This is a genomic window from Ureibacillus sp. FSL K6-0786 (assembly GCF_037965165.1).
Classification (GTDB): domain Bacteria; phylum Bacillota; class Bacilli; order Bacillales_A; family Planococcaceae; genus Ureibacillus; species Ureibacillus thermosphaericus.
Window position 1 is genome coordinate 1714307 of the sequence record NZ_CP150191.1, and the last position, 18910, is coordinate 1733216.

General features: G+C 33.7%; 21 protein-coding genes. 14 read left to right on the plus strand and 7 right to left on the minus strand.

Annotated elements, in window-relative coordinates:
• Window positions 1–65: 65 nt before the first annotated feature.
• Genes NSQ18_RS08410 through corA form a run of 5 tightly spaced genes read left to right on the plus strand, consistent with a single transcriptional unit; the run spans window position 66 to window position 5121 of the window.
• Window positions 66–1691: a spore germination protein gene (locus NSQ18_RS08410; protein ID WP_339287691.1), complete on the plus strand. Its 1626-nt coding sequence runs from the start codon at window positions 66–68 to the stop codon at window positions 1689–1691.
• A complete protein-coding gene (locus NSQ18_RS08415; RefSeq protein WP_339287693.1) occupies window positions 1688–2794 on the plus strand; it encodes an endospore germination permease in 1107 nt (368 codons plus the stop codon). The genes NSQ18_RS08410 and NSQ18_RS08415 overlap by 4 nt, the downstream gene beginning before the upstream one ends.
• On the plus strand, window positions 2787–3944 hold the full coding sequence (locus NSQ18_RS08420; protein WP_339287694.1) for a Ger(x)C family spore germination protein: 1158 nt from the start codon (window positions 2787–2789) through the stop codon (window positions 3942–3944). Before NSQ18_RS08415 ends, NSQ18_RS08420 begins: the two co-directional genes overlap by 8 nt.
• Before the next feature lie 10 nt (window positions 3945–3954).
• Window positions 3955–4131 carry a hypothetical protein gene (locus NSQ18_RS08425; RefSeq protein WP_168412092.1) on the plus strand — a complete coding sequence of 59 codons (177 nt, stop codon included), beginning with the start codon at window positions 3955–3957 and terminating at the stop codon, window positions 4129–4131.
• Window positions 4132–4170: 39 nt separating this feature from the next.
• Window positions 4171–5121, plus strand: coding sequence for a magnesium/cobalt transporter CorA (gene corA, locus NSQ18_RS08430; RefSeq protein ID WP_096550151.1), 951 nt, complete (start codon window positions 4171–4173; stop codon window positions 5119–5121).
• A gap of 9 nt (window positions 5122–5130) precedes the next feature.
• Here the strand turns inward: corA and NSQ18_RS08435 are convergent, their stop codons facing one another.
• Window positions 5131–5373 carry a YqhV family protein gene (locus NSQ18_RS08435; RefSeq protein ID WP_168412110.1) on the minus strand — a complete coding sequence of 81 codons (243 nt, stop codon included), beginning with the start codon at window positions 5371–5373 and terminating at the stop codon, window positions 5131–5133.
• Between the two features lie 55 nt (window positions 5374–5428).
• Here NSQ18_RS08435 and NSQ18_RS08440 point away from each other — a divergent pair, with 55 nt between their 5' ends.
• Window positions 5429–5797: a thioredoxin family protein gene (locus NSQ18_RS08440; RefSeq protein WP_339289632.1), complete on the plus strand. Its 369-nt coding sequence runs from the start codon at window positions 5429–5431 to the stop codon at window positions 5795–5797.
• 45 nt (window positions 5798–5842) lie between these two features.
• Here the strand turns inward: NSQ18_RS08440 and NSQ18_RS08445 are convergent, their stop codons facing one another.
• A complete protein-coding gene (locus NSQ18_RS08445; protein WP_096550153.1) occupies window positions 5843–6070 on the minus strand; it encodes a phosphate-starvation-inducible protein PsiE in 228 nt (75 codons plus the stop codon).
• A 196-nt stretch (window positions 6071–6266) separates the two neighbouring features.
• Between NSQ18_RS08445 and NSQ18_RS08450 the strand changes: the two genes are divergently transcribed.
• Window positions 6267–6767, plus strand: a complete 501-nt coding sequence (locus NSQ18_RS08450; protein ID WP_096550154.1) for a pyridoxamine 5'-phosphate oxidase family protein — start codon at window positions 6267–6269, stop codon at window positions 6765–6767.
• A 163-nt stretch (window positions 6768–6930) separates the two neighbouring features.
• Here the strand turns inward: NSQ18_RS08450 and NSQ18_RS08455 are convergent, their stop codons facing one another.
• Together NSQ18_RS08455 and NSQ18_RS08460 are read right to left on the minus strand one after the other, a co-directional pair.
• A complete protein-coding gene (locus tag NSQ18_RS08455) occupies window positions 6931–7626 on the minus strand; it encodes a hypothetical protein (protein WP_016839059.1) in 696 nt (231 codons plus the stop codon).
• On the minus strand, window positions 7616–8344 hold the full coding sequence (locus NSQ18_RS08460) for a glycosyltransferase family 2 protein (protein ID WP_016839060.1): 729 nt from the start codon (window positions 8342–8344) through the stop codon (window positions 7616–7618). Before NSQ18_RS08460 ends, NSQ18_RS08455 begins: the two co-directional genes overlap by 11 nt.
• 337 nt (window positions 8345–8681) lie before the next feature.
• On the opposite strand from NSQ18_RS08460, the gene NSQ18_RS08465 reads away from it, so the two are divergent.
• The gene (locus NSQ18_RS08465; RefSeq protein WP_083839547.1) at window positions 8682–9857 is read left to right on the plus strand and encodes a glycosyltransferase; all 1176 of its coding nucleotides are present in this window, start codon (window positions 8682–8684) and stop codon (window positions 9855–9857) included.
• Between the two features lie 43 nt (window positions 9858–9900).
• Here the strand turns inward: NSQ18_RS08465 and NSQ18_RS08470 are convergent, their stop codons facing one another.
• Entirely contained in the window at window positions 9901–10203 is a 303-nt protein-coding gene (locus NSQ18_RS08470; RefSeq protein WP_016839062.1) for a DUF1805 domain-containing protein, read from the minus strand.
• Between the two features lie 196 nt (window positions 10204–10399).
• Here NSQ18_RS08470 and NSQ18_RS08475 point away from each other — a divergent pair, with 196 nt between their 5' ends.
• The 4 genes from NSQ18_RS08475 to NSQ18_RS08490 all read left to right on the plus strand — a co-directional run bounded on the left by NSQ18_RS08475 (window position 10400) and on the right by NSQ18_RS08490 (window position 13694).
• A complete protein-coding gene (locus NSQ18_RS08475; RefSeq protein WP_016839063.1) occupies window positions 10400–10543 on the plus strand; it encodes a YpzG family protein in 144 nt (47 codons plus the stop codon).
• 605 nt (window positions 10544–11148) lie between these two features.
• The gene (locus NSQ18_RS08480; RefSeq protein ID WP_016839064.1) at window positions 11149–11709 is read left to right on the plus strand and encodes a hypothetical protein; all 561 of its coding nucleotides are present in this window, start codon (window positions 11149–11151) and stop codon (window positions 11707–11709) included.
• A gap of 107 nt (window positions 11710–11816) precedes the next feature.
• On the plus strand, window positions 11817–13085 hold the full coding sequence (locus NSQ18_RS08485) for a cytochrome P450 (RefSeq protein WP_016839065.1): 1269 nt from the start codon (window positions 11817–11819) through the stop codon (window positions 13083–13085).
• 138 nt (window positions 13086–13223) lie between these two features.
• Window positions 13224–13694 carry a DinB family protein gene (locus tag NSQ18_RS08490; RefSeq protein ID WP_016839066.1) on the plus strand — a complete coding sequence of 157 codons (471 nt, stop codon included), beginning with the start codon at window positions 13224–13226 and terminating at the stop codon, window positions 13692–13694.
• Window positions 13695–13795: 101 nt separating this feature from the next.
• Here NSQ18_RS08490 and NSQ18_RS08495 read toward each other — a convergent pair whose 3' ends face one another.
• The gene (locus NSQ18_RS08495; RefSeq protein ID WP_096550159.1) at window positions 13796–15325 is read right to left on the minus strand and encodes an NAD(P)H-hydrate dehydratase; all 1530 of its coding nucleotides are present in this window, start codon (window positions 15323–15325) and stop codon (window positions 13796–13798) included.
• A 208-nt stretch (window positions 15326–15533) separates the two neighbouring features.
• On the opposite strand from NSQ18_RS08495, the gene NSQ18_RS08500 reads away from it, so the two are divergent.
• Window positions 15534–16151 carry a DedA family protein gene (locus NSQ18_RS08500; protein WP_016839068.1) on the plus strand — a complete coding sequence of 206 codons (618 nt, stop codon included), beginning with the start codon at window positions 15534–15536 and terminating at the stop codon, window positions 16149–16151.
• A gap of 95 nt (window positions 16152–16246) precedes the next feature.
• Here the strand turns inward: NSQ18_RS08500 and NSQ18_RS08505 are convergent, their stop codons facing one another.
• Window positions 16247–17413, minus strand: coding sequence for an MFS transporter (locus NSQ18_RS08505; RefSeq protein ID WP_339287700.1), 1167 nt, complete (start codon window positions 17411–17413; stop codon window positions 16247–16249).
• 248 nt (window positions 17414–17661) lie between these two features.
• Here NSQ18_RS08505 and NSQ18_RS08510 point away from each other — a divergent pair, with 248 nt between their 5' ends.
• The gene (locus tag NSQ18_RS08510) at window positions 17662–18900 is read left to right on the plus strand and encodes an MFS transporter (RefSeq protein ID WP_016839070.1); all 1239 of its coding nucleotides are present in this window, start codon (window positions 17662–17664) and stop codon (window positions 18898–18900) included.
• The last annotated feature ends 10 nt before the right edge of the window (window positions 18901–18910 follow it).

Here is an 18910-nt window from a genome sequence, read left to right on the forward strand (position 1 = left end):
CAAATGCAACACAAACCAACAACCAGAATGTATCAATGGAAATACACGTGCCCATATATAAAAAAATGAATAATAATATTGAATTCATTAGAAGGTTATTAGGGAATCCGGATGATTTAGTGATTCGTGAATTAACGCTAGAAACTTTTAACGACAATCATGAAAATGAACAAGGAGATTGTCCGAGCAGTCGAAGTGGACATGATGACGGGAACTTGCCTATTCAAACTTTAAGCGATCCAGAGAATAATGATAGCAAGATAAATCAACTAAACATTATAGATGAACGACCTTTAGAAAAAGCCAAACAAAAAAAACAAAAAATTCATTGTAGTATTTTATATCTCAGTGGATTATCAAACACAAATATTATAAATGACAATATTTTAAAAAATCTTCAGAGGAAAACAAATGAATTTAATGGGGACATACTTGATCAAATTTATCAAGAAATTATCGCTGTTACAGAAACAAAAAGAGTTAATACCCTTGAACAAGTGGTACACGCACTGTTATCAGGGAGATCCATTTTTTTAATAGATGGAAAAATGACGGCTCTAGATATGGGGACTGCCGGTTCCGAGAAACGTGCCCTTGATGAACCGCAGTCGGAGGCGCTTATTCGAGGGCCACGCTTAGCTTTTATTGAAAGTATTGAAACAAATTTAACATTAATCAGGCGAGAATTAAAGGACCCTAACTTACGTTTTAAAATGCATGAAGTTGGAAGGCGTTCTAAGCAAAAAATTGCCGTTTGTTATGTGGAAGGAATCGTTAACCCAGACATTTTAGATGAGGTCAATCGAAGACTTAAAACAATTGATATAGACTTTGCACCAGATTCTGGAGTTATCGAACAATGGATTGAAGATAGCTTTCTATCTCCATTTCCGCAATTACTGGATACGGAAAGACCTGATCGAGTGTCTTACAATCTTATGCAAGGAAAAGTTGCCATACTAGTCGATGGAAGTCCTTTTGCTTTGATTGCTCCTATTTCATTTGTTGATGCCTTTTTAACGATTGAAGATTTTAGTCAAAGATGGATTATTGCTACATCGATGAGATTGTTAAGATATTTTTCAATGTTTATTGCATTATTTTTACCTGGTTTATATGTTGCATTAACCTCCTTCCATCCTGGGATGCTGCCAACACAATTAACAATCTCGATTGCAGCCACTAGAGAAGGGGGACCGTTTCCAGCGATTGTAGAAGTTCTATTAATGGCGGTAACTTTTGAAATCTTGCAAGAAGCGAGTATACGGCTTCCAAAAATAATAGGTCAAACAGTAGGTATTGTTGGAGGTATTGTGATTGGAGATGTTGCAGTAAGTGCAGGAATCGTGGGTCCCGCATTAGTAATTGTTACTTCTCTAACTGCTATGAGTTCGTTTACTATACCGAATTATAGCATGTCCATTGTTTTACGTATTTTGAGATTCATTTTTGTCATCGCGGCATCCATATTTGGGTTATATGGGATTATCTTAGTGCTTATTATGATTTGTATTCATATTGTTAATTTAAAAAGTATGGGTACACCTTACTCTGGACCATTTGCCCCTTATTTCATAGACGCTTTGAAAAACACCTTTATTCGCGCGCCAATTATGACGCTTAAAAAGCGCCCACCCTATTTAGAGCCAATAGATGATCAAAAAGTAAATAGTGGGGGTCAACGACAATGAATCGGTCGCCTGATTATCAAGGAATTGTTAGTGATAGAGATATTTTAATAACAGTGATTACAAATATTATTGGAGTATTAACGTTAAGTTCTCCGAGAGTAGTTGCAGAAGTAACAAATTCTTCCGATGGTTGGATAACTGTCTTACTTGGCGGCATCATAGCGAGTCTTTGTGGATGGTTTATTGCAAAAATTGCTTCATCCTTTCCGAATCAATCGTTTTTAACTTATACGTCTTATTTACTATCGAAACCTGTTGCAATCGTGATGACATTAATATTTTCATTACAATTTTTTATGACAACAGTTTTTTATGTTAGGGAATTAGCGGCCCTTTCACACCAATATTTGTTTGACCATACGCCTCAAGAAATTATTTCATTAACATTTTTGTTCGTTGTTATTTATGCGGTATCTGGTTCTCAGGCCGGTATTTTCCGTTTAAACGTGTTATTTTTTCCGATTTTAGTAGTTGGATTATTTTTAGTAATTTTTCTTCCGATAGGGTTAATAGATTGGGAAGGATTTCTTCCGTTATTTCAAACGGACTTTGAGGGGTATTTGAAAGGGACATATTTTAGCGTCGTTAATATGTTAGGATTTGCAATTGTCTTTTTTTATATTGGACTTGTAAAAAATCCGCGAAATACGCCCAAAATGACTGCTTATGGAGTATTGGTAACAATGGGTTTCAATTTGGTTATTTACCTTGTATGTGTTGGGGTTTTTGGAAATACGACGATGAGGAATATGTTCTTTCCGACCTTCGATTTGTCAAGAACGGTTGAAATTCCTGGAGGTTTTTTTGAGCGGTTTGATGCGTTTCTTTTTTTGTTTTGGACAATCATTTTTTTTACGACAGCTACGATGGCTTTAGATGTGACAGTCATGACACTTAGAATGGTTTTTAGAAATTTCAAAAAGATAAATGCAGTAATCATGTTGTCACCAATTATATATTTTACAAGCATGGTTCCGAAAAGTTACTTAGATGTAGTCTCTTTTAATCGCCTCCTTGGCCATTTTACAATTATATATTTTCTATTAGTTACCATACTTTTAGGGATTGCATTCAAGATTAAAGGTGGGAATTCAAGTGAATAAATTGAATGCGATGCTAATTTTGATGATGTGTACTTTAATTTTGGCAGCTTGCTGGGATCAAATTGAAATTGACGAAAGAGCTTTTATATTTGGAATGGCTATAGATGCAGCAGACAAAACTGAAGTCAAATTAACCCAACAACTTGTTGTTCCTGAAAATATGGCAACCGTTGCTGTAAATGCTGGGGGTGGTGGAAAAGCCTATCGGAACCTTTCGAGCACTGGAAAGACCATTTATGAAATTAATTTAGATTTAGCAAAACAGGCAAGTCGTTCAATAGATTCAACACATTTAGGTGTGATTCTAGTTTCTGAAGATATCATGAAACAACCAGGGCGTTTTAAAGAACATTTTGATGTATTTTTTCGTGAAAAACGCATGCGTAGAGGCATTAAGTTAGCGGTTACAAATGGGTTAGCAGAAGACTTACTATATGTTGAAGCGGAACATGAAAAAATACCAGCAGAATATATAAAAAATTTATTAGAAAATAAAAAAAGATTGGATGTTACTGATTTGGTGAGAATTGGAGATATCGATGAAAAACTATATGAAGAGACAAGTTTCCCTTTACCATACCTAAAAAAAATTAGTTCCACAGTCATTGATTATGAAGGAATAGCTATTTATAACGGTAAAGAAGAGCGGATGGTAGGAGTATTGAAAGGAGATGATGCGAAAGCGTTAAGTTATATTAGAGGTTTAAAAAATAATGGTTCCATTAATACAGAAATCGATGGTGGGCCAATGACGATTGAAATTTTTACGATAAAAAGAAAAATTACTCTAACCAATAATGATCCAAATAACTTACAATTCTCTATCAAAATTCAAATTAAGGGAGCAATTGCAGACCAGTCTGGTTGGGAAAATTTAAAGGAATATGAAGTGTTAAATAAGTTTTATAAAAAAACGAGCGAGAAAATTGAAGAAATGGTTAAGAATACAATTAATAAACTGCAAAATGATTTTCAAACAGATGCCATGGGATTGGGGAAGTATTTAAACCGTTATTATCCAAAAATATGGAAGGAAGTACAAGATGAATGGGATAATGGGAAAAATTATTTCTCAAAAAGTGATATCGATTGTGAAGTGAAAATCGTAATCGAGGAACCAGGAAGCATTAATAAAACAACATCTAAATGAGGTGATGCACATGAAATTTATTATCGAGCATTTACCTTCAACATATGTAATTGTTTGCACAGTTTTCGCATTTTTAGTTCCTTTTACTGTGTACAAAATTAATGAAAAAATTCATATTGTAATGGATCCACCTTGGAAACAAGAGGAACGGTTAAAAGGAAATAATGAAGAACTGCAAGATAATTAGAAATTGCTCATCGGAATTTCGGAAGAAAAGGAGCATTTCATGATTTACTATATAGGCATTACAAAAGATAACCATTTAGAAAAAGGAGATTCAATAAATAATATTGACATTACCAGTTATAAATGGTTTTGGGTAGATTTTAGCGAACCGACAGAAGAAGAAATGAAGCATTTATCAAATACCTTCCACTTTCATCCTTTAGCAATAGAAGACTGTGTACAAGATCTTCAAAGGCCGAAATTAGATTATTTTAATCATTACACCTTTTTCGTTACTCATACAGTTCGTGAAGAAAACGGTAGACTAATTAAAGAGGAGCTAGATTTTTTTGTAGGAGAATCGTTTATTGTTACCTTTCACAAACATCCTTCTGTAGAAGTTACAAAAGTATGGAGTGAATTGCTTGCTCAAACTTCAATCGAACAATGGGATCCGTATTATGTATTTTATGAATTATTAGATAAAATTGTCGATCATTATTTTCCCATTATCTATAAAATAGAAGATGAACTTGAGAAAATTATTATACAAACAGGCATTCAACCGATGAATAGCTTGATGGAAGCTAGAAATATGCTTTTACAGTTGTTGCATTCTGTCAATCCTATGAGGGATTTATTATATCGCATGTTAAACTCTCATCATTTGAATTTAAATCAAATTGACGAGAGAAGAGAATACTTTTCAAATATTCATGACCATCTATTAAAATTATCCGAAATGGTCATGTCTAATCGAGAAGTAACGGCAGATATTCGTGACAGTTATATTTCCTTAAATGCACATCAAACCAATAATGTCATGAAACTACTGACAATTATTACATCTATTTTTGCCCCATTAACATTTATTGCAGGTATTTATGGGATGAACTTCAAAAACATTCCTGAATTATCTTGGAAATATGGTTATTTTGTAATTCTTTTTATCATGTTTCTCATTGGAATATCGATGCTCTTGTGGTTTAAAAGAAAAGGCTGGTTCAGATAATATCCTGAATTATTTCATTTTCATGCCGATAATAATGAGCACGATGCCTGAAAATAGACAAAGCATTTTTAAGAAAGAAATTTTTTCAGAAAGTCCGCTAATTCCTATTCCAGTTGTCACTATTAAGATAGTTGGACCAACTAACGCTAACATTGAATTGAGCATCAATGCTTTTTCTAAATCATTGGACCTCCACATCAGTGTGGCAATTGATAATTCGATACTTCCAGATAAATATCTTAATAACACCATATAAAGAAGTGCACTTTCCAATTCGTCATCCTTCCACTGTTTCTTGGAAAATGATATGCTTGGCCAAGAAATATTATTAACAATTGGTGAGATTATGATTGAGCTATCTACGTTGGATGAAATTAATTCTTTTATTGAAAGAAACCCACTCACTTTTCTTTACTTTTCACGAATGAATTGCGGGGTTTGTCATGCACTACTTCCTCGGGTAGAGGAAATGTTAAAAAATTATCCTAGAATCGCTTTTGGGTATATAAAAGTAGATGAAGTGGAGGAAACAGCAGGACGCTTTTCGATATTTACAGTGCCTGTACTACTGTTTTTTGTAGAAGGAAAAGAATCTATTCGAGAAGCAAGATTTGTGCACATGGATATTTTAAAAGAAAAATTAAATAAAATTGTGCAATTGTATGAAGAAAAATAGTAAAGAAAAAAGGAGGCGTTCCAATTTGACGTCTCCTTTTCCTTTTTATAGCTTGTTCACAAGCGCATGTATTGTTTCTTTTAATTCATCATCGTGATCGGAAAGTTGAATTAAGTTAGCAAGGCGCTCTTTTAAAATATGGCGTTCAATAACTTGTTTTTCGTCAAGTACGCTTACTAACAATTCGATAATTAAACGGTCACGAATGTCTAATGCTTCATCTACGCGTTCAGGTGTAATTTTGGCATTTGTATTCAATGCTTTGCTACCCATTTTTATTCCCCCCTAAAATCTTTCCTATAGTTCATAGTACCATAATATTATACTTTTTTGGATATTGAAATATATTTGAAAATGGAATTTTAATGGAATTGGTGCACTAGTTTTATCCATGATAAAAATTTTGCTATTTTAAAAGGGTTTTAAAGAAGTATTTAGAATATATATTTGTAGAAAGGAGTTGGGAGAAGTGAGAGGAATTATAAACAACAAAAAAAGAGAAATTTCAGTTGATGATGCATTAGCTTTTTTGCGGGAAGCGAAAGTTGCTCATGTTGCAACAGTAGGAGAAGACGGCTATCCTTATGTCATTCCATTTGTTTTTGTTTATGAAGAAGGGAAAAAATTGTACTTGCATATAGGCAATTTAAGAGAAAGTCATTTTTGGGAAAATGTTAAAAAGAATCCGCGGGTAAGTATTGAAGTTTGTGAAATGGGAGCTATCGTTCCTGGAAAGAAATACGCTTGTCAATCGGCTTTAGCTTATACAAGCGTCGTATTATTTGGGAAGATTCATCGAATTGAAGATGAACAAAAGAAAGAATGGTTTTATGATTGCCTTTGGAAAAAATATGGCGATCCACATTGGCAATTTGAAAAAGGTGGTTATCCTGCTTTGCCAAAAACTGAAGTATTTGAAGTAGACATTGAAAATATTACAGGAAAATTAAGTGAAGCTTTAAGTCATTAGTAGTTGTGATTAACTTGCATGAAACCGATTGAGGGCTAATCGCAATTCGTTTCATTCGAAAAAATAGCCGCAGACATTTTACGATTGTAAAATGTTTACGGCTTTTTCGAATTTATAGCCTTCCTTAAAGAGCTATTTGAAAAGAATATTTATTTTATGTATTTTATTCTATATCCCCACACTTTTTGGCTAATTCATATAATTTGTTTTGAATATAATGTTCGATTCTTTTTTGACCCTCTGAAAAATGTTCATTTTCTTGAAATGAAATTGGCTCATCAGCAATAATCAGTCGATTTTTTTTGCTTACGTGTAAAGGTACAAAACGAACGTGTTGGCCAGTTTCTTTAAAATAATATTTTTCAATATATAGGTATCCTTCATACATTGCCTTTGTTTCGTTGGAAGTATTCGTGTAGTCAATCGTTGGATAAATGACGATGCTTTCGCCTCTTTTCAACGCTTCCACAGAAAGTTGAAACGTATTTACTATTTTTCTAGATCCTCTATACACAGGAATGCCTTTGCCGGATTTCAACAGGTTAGAAATAATAAATGAAAGGGGATATGCACATAGTTTTGCGATTGTTTTATTCATTCCCATTCTTTTTGTAAATGTGTAGTCCACATATTGTTGATAGCATGATTTACGGTCTAAAAAAACATGTAAAATCCAAGTTCGCAAACTTTTCGGAAACCATAAATATATAATAAATGGATTAAAAAGATTTTGATGGTGTGAAATATAAACAACAGGCTCTTGAGTATTTTCAGGAATTTCTACTTTATAGGTAGGGTATATTTGACGAATAATCCATTGAGAGATTAGGAAGAACTTACCGTAAAAATTAGATACCATGTTCTTCACCTTCATCCAGCTTCTTATTTGCAAAAATTCCAGAAATAATCATTGTAAAAATTTTTAAAGAATCTTTTATAGGGTGATAATAAGAGCTTCTATTTTTGTTGATGTATATAGTTTGAATAGGGATTTGCTTGATAGGAATTTTCTTTTTGGCGGCAGCAATTAACATGTTCATTTCATATTCGTAACGTTCTCCTTCTAAAGCAAGGAGTGAAGGAAGTATTTTTATAGGAATGCCACGAAGGCCTGTTTGCGTATCTTGAAGATGAATTTGAAATAATGCTGTAAATAAATAACTAGTAATTTTATTTCCAATATAACTTCTAATCGGGACATTTTTTTGGTCAAAATTTCGGACGCCAAGAAGAATGGCATCTTGAACATCACTGAGTAATTCAGCAATGTTGATGACATCTTCAATGGAATGTTGACCATCTGCGTCAGCAGTTATCACCCCGTCCACATGACAGTGCTTCAAAACGTATTGAAATGCGGTTTTTAATGCACGACCTTTGCCCTTATTTTTTTCATGAGTCAGCACGGTGCAATTTTGTATTAATCCAATTTGATGAAATATTGCATTGCAACTAGTCATACTTCCATCGTTAATTACGACAATCTGTGAAACATTATGACTTTTTAAATCGTATATATAATCGATTAAATCATGAGTTGGATTCAAGGCGGGAATGATAACGCAGACTTTATTCATATCGTCCCTTCCTTTCTAAACCGTTATGTTGACTTCAAATCTTTCAGCAAATTTGAAGTAGAAATTTTTAAATATATGGATTCTAATATTAGTTTTCCAAGTTCATAAAAAATCTTATATTCATGTATATTCATAAGTTTGAATTTCATTCCAAAAGAATGAAAAATAAGGTGACTCTAGTTAAACAGAATAAAATTTTAATAAAGTTTTCTTTTGCTTGAAAATCAATTATGTGTAATAGAAAATTTTGCACATTAACTACGTATTGTTAGGCATAAGTTATAAAAATAAGTATTATTTTTTGGAATGATTACCTATTCAATATTGTTTAAATAAAATGAAAACGATGGATTTTATGTGTGAGGGTGATATTGTGGAGAGGGATTTAAAGATTCTGCTATTAACGGGGAGCTATGGAAATGGTCATTTAAAAGTATCAAATACTTTAAAAAATACATTCTTTAACTATGGCATTACAGATGTAATAGAATCTGATCTTTACTACGATTCTCACCCATTATTAACAAAGGCTTCAAAATATTTATATATAAAGAGTTTTAATTATGGTCGGAAAATCTATGGATTACTATATTATGGAGGTAGAAGAAATAAAAGGTATTTCGATATTGAATTTATGAATACTTATGGAATGAAAAAACTGATGCGAATGGTTGAGACAGTAAAGCCAGATATTATAGTGAATACATTTCCAATGCGAGTTGTACCAGAATTAAAAAGAAAAACAGGTATTCAATTACCCATTGTAAATGTGATTACAGATTTTCAAGCTCATAAAAATTGGATTCATGATTATATAGACCGATATTATGTGGCAACTGAAGATTTAAAACAAAATTTAATAAACGCTGGAACACCTGATTATAAAATTAAGGTCACAGGAATTCCAATTGAAGAAAAGTTTGAACGCTCAGTGGACCGAAACGATCTTCTTGAATCTTATGGTTTAGATTCAAAAAAGCCTGTAATTTTAATTGCAACGGGAGCTTATGGAGTAATAAAAGATATTGAAGGAATTATGGAGAAATTATTGCAGCATGACAATAATCAAATACTCGTCATATGCGGGAAGAATGAGGAGTTGAAAAATAATCTATTAGAAAAATTTTCCGAAAATCAAAATGTTAAAATATTTGGGTACACGAACAAAATGGATGAAATGATGAAAATGGCTACCGTAATGATTACAAAGCCAGGAGGAATTACGTTAAGTGAAGCATTAGCTGTTCAAGTACCGCTGTTGCTGTATCAAGTAGTGCCTGGTCAAGAGTTGGAAAATGCAAATTACTTTCAGTCTAAGGATGCGGCAATTATTGTGAATCAACCTGATGATTTAGTTATGTCTGTACTTCAGTTAATTGGAGATGAAAACCATCGAAACCGGTTAATTGATAATATGAAAGAAATATATTGCCCAAGATCAGCTGAAGTTATTTGCGAAGATGTTATTTCATTAGTTGAACAAAAACACCAATTTAATCGATTTATCGGATAAAAGGAGGATCAACAAGTAGAACCTCCTTTCAATTTGTAAAATTTTAGATCATTTTTAATAATGCTTCTTCTCCGGTCATTCCTTTAACAATTCCCATTTTTTCGGCTTCAGTTGTAACAGATTCGAGCGGAGCTTTTAATAATTCATCAATGGTTTTTACCCCAACTGCACGACCTGCAATAATTTTTCTGTCAGCTAACCGAGTGTTCAATAGTTCAACATCTAGCGCACCACACATAATGTACCCAATTTCATTCGAGATTGTTAATAAAGTTGTTTTCGGCAAGTGAACAGTGACGGCAGTGTACATATGTCCTTGTAATTCAATGGGTTCAATTGAGATCAACCACATCGCTCCTTTCTTTAATAAAATATGGAGCGACGAAAAAAATGTTCAAATGGTGTCGAAGAAATTTTATGTCCATTCTAAGTGTGTTGCAAAATAAATGAAAATATAAGGAAAGCATAGTTGTTTGCTGAATTTTTCATACTAACAATGATTTCACTAAGGAAATCGACCATGATGAAAGAGGTGATTGCCGATGAGTAAGAAGGAAGTTTTTCCGAAAGCTCTTCGAAATCAAAACTTAAAGCCGAAATATCAAAAATCTCAAATTAACGGTCAAACGGAAATATCACTTCATAACCAAATTTTGAGAACGGATGCGAAGGCAAGGCAGTATTAAAGAGCATCATGGCGTCCTAGTGAAAGTGCCCGGAACTTAGTTTCCGGGTTTTTTTCAGATATTTTTTCAAAAAAGTAGCGATTTGTGTATAAATATTTGTAAAGCAGTCATAATAAATAATGATTTCACAAGACAATCCGACATGATAAACAGGAGGGATTTCCCGATGGAAAAGATCAAAGATCAATTTGATTCTGACACTCCGCCGAAAACTCGTCAAGGTGAAGGAAAGTCCATTGTTCAAAAGTAAATTGAATATGGAGTAACACCGAAGAGTTTCTGAATTCATGTCGTGATTTGTGAAATCGAGGCCCGGAACTTAGTTTCCGGGTCAATTTTTTTATCAAATAGGAAAATGACAAATAAGAGATGAACACAATATGCCCATTCCCTTCCATAACAATCCCCTATTTGTAGGTCTATTCTCCAACTATTGCGCTGTTTATGATTTATCCATCTCAAATAAACAATATTATTTCCATTGCAATTCATTACATATTGATTAAATACGACCTAAGACTGAAAAGAATATATTTCTTCGGGCGGTTTAATGGTGTATGTAATGTCGTTAGAATGGAGGTATATTTACAAAGGAGAAAGTCGAGATGGAAAAAGTATATTTATTATTTACCGATACTGGAACGCTTTTTACGAGAATGATTAAGCTTTATACGAAAAAAACTTATAATCATGCATCCATTGCATTTGACTCAAATTTTCAGGAAGTGTACAGTTTTGGAAGAAAATATCCAAATAATCCATTTATCGGCGGTTTTGTAAAGGAAGATTTACGTAGTACGCTTTTTTTAAAAAGTAGAGGAGCTGTATATAGCATTTGGGCTACAAAAGAACAAATTGCTCGTATGAAAGAAATCATAAAATCTATTGAAGCAGAACAACAAAAATATAAATACAATTTAACAGGGCTTATTACATACACTTTTAATAAACCATCACATCGAAAAAATGCTTATTTTTGCTCTCAATTTGTTGCTCACGTTTTAAAAGAAGGGGCGAATTACGAATTTCATAAACCGATTTCTCTGATTTCCCCTTATGATTTACAGTGTTTAACGAATTTGCAGTTGGAATATGAAGGACCTTTATTTCATTTGATAATGAGCGAAAATCGAATGAATGATTTATATCGATATAATGTTGGATAAGGGAAACTTTACTTGTCAGTCTAGTTTAGCAATTGTTGTATCTCTGTATGAAATATAAAACCTGTAACAAAATAAATATAGCCAAATATTGTTTGTGAGGTGCAACAATGGAAAATATCAATGAAATTCCAAGAGATGAAGGTATTGATCATAGCCTAGCACTTTTAAAAGAAGGGTATGAATACATTTTAAATCGCAGAAAAAGCTTGCAAACCAATATTTTTGAAACAAGAATATTGGGGAAAAAGGCGATATGCATGGGTGGGAAAGAAGCGGCACAATTGTTTTATGATCAAACAAAATTTCAACGTCAAGATGCTGTTCCAAACCGCATCATTGAAACCTTATTCGGGAAAAATAGCGTTCAAACCCTTGATGGAGTAGCTCATCGACATCGCAAAAAAATGTTTATGAATGTCATGACAAAAGAAAAAATAAATGAGTTTTTAGATATTGCAAAACTTGAATGGGAAAAAGCATTAGATCAATGGAGTAAAGAAACAGAAATTATTTTTTATGAAGAAATGAAAACGCTGTTTTGTAAAGCGTCATTTAAATGGATTGGGTATCCTCCCCATGAAAAAGATATGGATATATTGATGAAGGAAATAGGAGCGATGTTTGAAACGCCTATCGCATTTGGCTTGCAACATTGGATAGGTAGAAATAAAAGAAATCAATTGGAAAAAAAGATGGAGAAATTGATAGAAAAAATACGATCCAACGAAGTACAAGTACAAAGTGAATCGATATTACATCAATTTGTATTTTATAAAGATTTAAATGGCAGTTTGTTAGATGTAGAAACAGTGGCAGTTGAGATTATTAATATTTTAAGACCTATTGTTGCGATTTCCATCTATATTAATTTCATTGTAATGGCATTATCCCAATTTCCTCACGAAAGAGTAAAATTAAAAAATACGCCTGATTATATCCACTTATTTATTCAAGAAGTAAGACGTTTTTATCCTCTTGTTCCTGTTGCTGCAGCAAAGGCTAAAAGTAGTTTTACTTGGAACGGATATGCATTTCATGAAGGGACGCTCGTTTTATTGGATATTTACGGTACTAATCATGATCCGAATATTTGGGTAAATCCCGATGAATTTCAACCTGAACGTTTTGCCCAATGGCAGGATGACCAATTCAGTTTCATTCCGCAAGGCGGCGGAAGATATGAAACAACCCATCGTTGTCCAGGTGAACAACTAACCATTGAAGCGATGAAATTAAGTTTAGAGTATTTGTTAAATAAAATGGATTATGAGATTCCAGAACAGGACATGTATATCACGATGGATACGATACCAAGTATTCCTAAAAGTAAAGTGATATTAAAAAATGTTAAGCGATTAAAAGAAAGCATTCATTAGTAATAAGAAGCCTCAAAAGTTTTCTACTTTTGGGGCATTTTTTTCGAAAATAAAAAAATTTAAATTGAAAAGAGAAGGAGTTTTCTTTTTTGTATCGAAGGATTACTACAATAAGTAAACCTATAGGAGCTGACATTCTTGGATAAAAATAAAGAAAAAATATTAATTCATTTCGAGAATTCAGTGGATTTTGTAAAAAATTTATCAAAACTGACGGAAAATGAATGGTACTTATCATTAACAAATGACGAATGGACAATTGCAGGCGTTGTCACTCATTTCATTGCGTTAGATGAATTTGTCCTTCAAAAACGAATTCCCTACTTTAAAAAAGATGGAGTTTTTCCAAAAGAACTAGACAAACAAGCAATCAAACAACAATCATTAATTGAGAGTAGAAAAAGAAAAAAGGAAGAGATTATAGAAAAATTTACCTCTGTTAGAAGAAGCCTTATTATTGCTGTAAATAATTTAGAAGATGAAAAATGGTCGAAAAGTTATCGCATTCATTCATCCAAATATACTATTTCGTCCTATTTGTTTGAATATATTCATTATGATTTAAAACAGTTTAATAAAGTGAGAGAAGCATTATACTTAAAAAAATAGTTTTGGCCTCCATGAATAGGGCCTTTTGTTTTTTTATAAAGAGAATGTCAAAGAAAGTCCTTGTAGCAGATTTCATCACAAGGACTTTCAATCCTATTTGTTTATTTACGGCCGAATAGTATAGGGATATAATGGATGATATCCATTGGAGTTACTCCATAATTGGACGAATTTCTCCCTAATTCTTCCGCGGCAATAGCATGATAAAAACTTGCACATAACATGGCTTTTAGGGGATTCTGATGCTGGGAAACTAGGGAAGCAATTAAACCAGTTAATACGTCTCCACTGCCACCTTTACCTAAAGCATCATTTCCATAAGGATTTATCCAAAGTTCGCTAGTAGGTGTTGCAATGATTGGTCGATGTCCTTTTAACAATAAATAAGCTCCGTATGTTGCAGCAAAATTTTTTGCTGTTTCTAAGCGATTCGCTTCAATTTCAGCAACTGATTTTCCCGTCAAGGTAGCCATTTCTCCTGGATGTGGAGTTAAAATAATATCCCCTTTATAATGTTGCAACTGTTCTAAATGGTTTTTAAGAAAATACAATCCATCTGCGTCTATAATGAGTGTTTGTGTTGTTAGCTGATCTAGCAATGTTCGAATTATTGCATCGCCGTCTAACTCTCTTCCCAATCCAGGCCCAAAGGCGATTGTTGTATATTTAGAAAAGTCGATTGTTTCAATAGCTTTCCAGTTAATAAATCCATTTGAATCGGATAGTGGGATAAAGAGACTTTCATGACATGTTCCAGCAACAAGTGGATAAATTTTTTCTGGAATAGCAAGGGTTACAAGACCAATTCCTGAGTGAAAAGCAGCCTTTGCTGTATAGACTGGCGCCCCTACATAATGTTTACAACCACCTATTACAAGGCAGTGTCCGAAAGCTCCTTTATGTCCATGTTTTATTCTTTGTGGCAGAGAGGATATTGCAGTAGCTTCATCTAGTAGTTTAGGCAGTTTTAATTGAAGGGTCTCAACAACTGAATCAGGAACGGAAATATCTGCAACTTCCCATTTGCCAATCACTGTAGGACCATCACCAACAAAAAATCCCATTTTTGGCATGGCAAAAGTAATTGTTTTCGTTGCTTTAATCGTTGTACTTGCGGCTTTACCCGTGTCGGAGTTAAGCCCAGAAGGAATATCCACACTTATTACATCTTTTTTTGAATCATTAACAGCTTCAATGATTTGATTGAACGGAAATCGAACTTCACCGGAAACTCCAGTTCCTAGCATCGCATCAATAATGACATCCGCCTGTTGAATATATGTAAATATATCATTTTCTTCAGCATTAAAGTGATAGAAAGGCAACTGACGATTTTTGTATACTTGATAATGTATTCGAGCATCGCCTTTTAGTTTAGCTTCATTTCCAATAAAACAAAGTAATACATCGTATCCAAAATCAATTAATCGTCTCGCGATAACAAAGCCATCACCACCATTATTCCCGTGCCCAGATAACACAAGTACACTAGTATTTTTGGGGTAGTCCTTTAAAATTGCTTGCACGACAGCGTTCCCTGCGTTTTCCATCAATACAGCACCAGGTAGCCCTAGCTGTTCCATTGTAAAATGGTCAAGCAGTTGCATTGTTTTTTGATCGGCAACATACATAAACAAACCTCCTTTACATAAGATGTTCTGAGATTTTTCTTCTTAACTTAATTTTACAATATAAAATGATCCATAATCATGAAACTTATGGAAACGATATACAGTCTAATAATTTGATTAGTTTGACTATGAGAAGGAATAAATTCATAATGATATAGTTAGTGTGAAAATAGAAATAAATATAAGAAATACATAAGGGGAAGAATAGATGGAAACTTGGATTCAAAGAATTATGGAGGATTTTGGGTATATAGGTGTATTCCTGTTAATTATGTTAGAAAACCTATTTCCTCCAATTCCTTCAGAAGTTATTTTAACCTTTGGTGGATTTATGACTACTTTTACTGATTTGACGGTCACAGGAGTAATCATTGCTTCAACTCTTGGTTCCGTTGCGGGCGCAATCATTTTATACGGTATTGGCTTGTTGTTGGATGTCGAACGGCTAGTAAAAATAGTTGATAAATATGGTCACATTTTAAGATTAACAAGAAACGATATTTATAAAGCTGATGCTTGGTTTGACAGATATGGTTTTTGGACTGTGTTCTTCTGTCGATTTATACCTCTCATTCGTAGTTTAATCTCCATTCCAGCCGGGATGAGTAATATGAAATTCTGGCTATTCATTTTATTAACGACATTAGGTACGTTAATATGGAATACTGTATTAGTGCATGTTGGTGCAACAGTTGGAGAGAATTGGGAGAAAATTGTAGAAGTGATGGACGTCTATTCAAACATTGCCTATGCAGTAATAGCTGTTGTATTCATTTGGTTTGTTGTACGATTCATTCGTAAGAAAAAGTTATTTAAAAGAAAATAGAGGGAAGAGTTGTATTCTTCCCCCTTACTTTTAAATTAGCGTTACGAAAAAGATACAATATGCCTTGATGCACTTGGCAAGTATCGATTAGCTTATTAACTCAGTTCTTTTTTGACTTGATCCTTAGGCAATAGAAATGCGACTACTAAGATGATTGGTAATACGGAGATGATTTTCATTGTCATTTCTATTCCTATTGTATCCAGTAGCCAACCGATAGCGACAGATCCAACTGCACCCATTCCAAAGGCAAACCCCGTTGTCAGTCCTGCCATTGTTCCGATTTTGCTAGGTACTAATTCTTGAGCATAAACGACAGTTACAGAGAAGCTAATCATTATTAGTGTTCCGATAATAATTAAAAATACAGGTACAAGCCAAAGAGGCATGTACGGCAGTAATAAACATAAAGGAATCGGTACAACTACTGAAAGTAAAATGACATTTTTCCGACCGATGCGATCGGAAAGGGATCCTCCAAAAAATGTTCCAACAACGCCAAAAGCCATAAATATAAAGATTAAAATTTGGCCGATACGGGTAGTCAAATCATAATGATCTATTAAATAAAACACATAGTAATTTTGAATATTCGTTGTGTAAAAAGAGCGTGCAAAAATAATCGTAAACAGCAATATGAGAGCGATTCCCACTTGTTTTTTTGTTAATGGTGGCAAGGAAGAAATTAACACTTTTTTTTGCTTTTGGTTTAATTTCTCGGCATTTAATTGTCGAGCATACCATTTTGAAATGTTAAATAACAACACAATTCCAATAGCAACGAGAAGAAGCAATACAGCAGCCCCTCTTTGTCCTAATGCATCTAAAATAAGGGCACCAATTAAAGGAGCGATAGCTTGCCCAGAATTTCCACCGACTTGGTAAATCGATTGTGATAGGCCCCGCTTATTGCCTGCAGACATAAATGAAACGCGAGAGCCTTCCGGATGGAAAATGGCTGAACCAAATCCTAAAAAGATGGCAGCAATTAAAAGGATGTAATATTGATTAGCGAATGCAAACATACTTAAACCGATGAAGACGCTCATCATTCCTATAGGTAATGCGTATGCAATCGGTTTTTTATCACTAATAAAGCCGATGATCGGTTGAAGTGTTGAAGAAACCATATTTAATACAAAACTAATAAGCCCCAGTTGAGTAAAAGTAAAACCTAAATCTCTTGCAAGATAAGGGAACATTGCTGGTGCAATATTTTGAACAGTATCATTAATTAAATGTCCTATTGCAATGGCAATCATGATAGGGTAAATGGGAGTCCGTATGTTATTTTCTACCAATGGAACGTCACACCTTTAAATATTGATTATTACTTTATATGCTTATAATTCCACATTACATCAACATTCAGTCTATTACTAATGGCTAGATTACTTTATTTGAATAGGTTATTTCTTCAAAGGGTAAACCCTAAATGATAATAAATTGTTTTAACCGTTTACAATAAACAATTTTAAAATGAATTATACAATAAAGGAAGTAATTGCCTATGAAAACAAATCATTATATTCATTGGAAACGAAATATTAGCGTATTTCTAACGAGTCAAACGATATCGCTTTTCGGTTCTTCAATCGTTCAATACGCCATCATGTGGTATATCACGTTAACGACTCAGTCGGGAATCATGATGACGATTGCCATTCTCTGTGGATTTGTTCCTACTTTTTTATTATCGCCTTTTGCAGGAGTATGGGCAGATCGTTATAACCGGAAAATGTTAATTATCTTATCAGATTCCGCCATTGCTTTGGCTACACTTATTCTAGCTATTTTATTTTTAAGCGGTTATGAATCTCTTTGGATGCTCTTTATAATGTACGTCATTCGCTCATTTGGAACTGGTATTCAAACGCCGACAGTAGGGGCAATATTACCACAAATCGTTCCTGAAGAGCATTTAACAAAAGTGAACGGAATTAATGGCAGTATTCAAGCCCTTGTAATGCTGCTTTCACCAATGGTTAGTGCGGCTTTGCTTACTATTACAACGTTGGAAACACTATTTTTTATTGATGTCGTAACAGCTGCGATTGCGGTGGCAACTTTGCTATTCTTTTTACAAATTCCCCCGCATGAAAAAGCATTACAACAACAAATCAGCTATTTTGCTGACTTTAAACAGGGACTTGTTTATATTAAAAACAATGAATTCTTGAAAATTTTATTTATATATTTTGCGATATTCTTTGTTATGGCGGCCCCTGTTTCCTTCTTAACACCGTTGCAAGTAACTCGTACATTTGGAGAAGATGTATGGCGGCTTTCAGCGATCGAAATTGCATTTTCTATCGGTATGATGGCTGGGGGAGCAGTCATTGCTGTATGGGGAGGATTTAAAAACCGAACATATACGATGGCATTATCAAGTATAATATTCGGAGTTTGCACATTTTTATTAGGGATTGTGCCAAACTTCTGGTTTTATTGCTCCATTATGGCGTTGGCTGGAGTAGCGATGCCGTTATTTAATACACCTTCAACCGTACTTTTACAAGAAAAAGTTGAAGGAGACTATTTAGGGAGAATTTTTGGTGTACTGACAATGATTTCTACTTCCATGATGCCTTTAGGAATGCTAATTTTTGGTCCGATTAGCGATTTCATTAAAATTGAGTGGTTATTATTAGGAACAGGAGTAGCGATGTTCGTTCTTAGTTTTGTTTTAGTAGGAAACAAAGTATTAGTAGAGGCGGGAAAACCAAAGAATATGGAATCCAGCCAATAAAAAAGTGCGG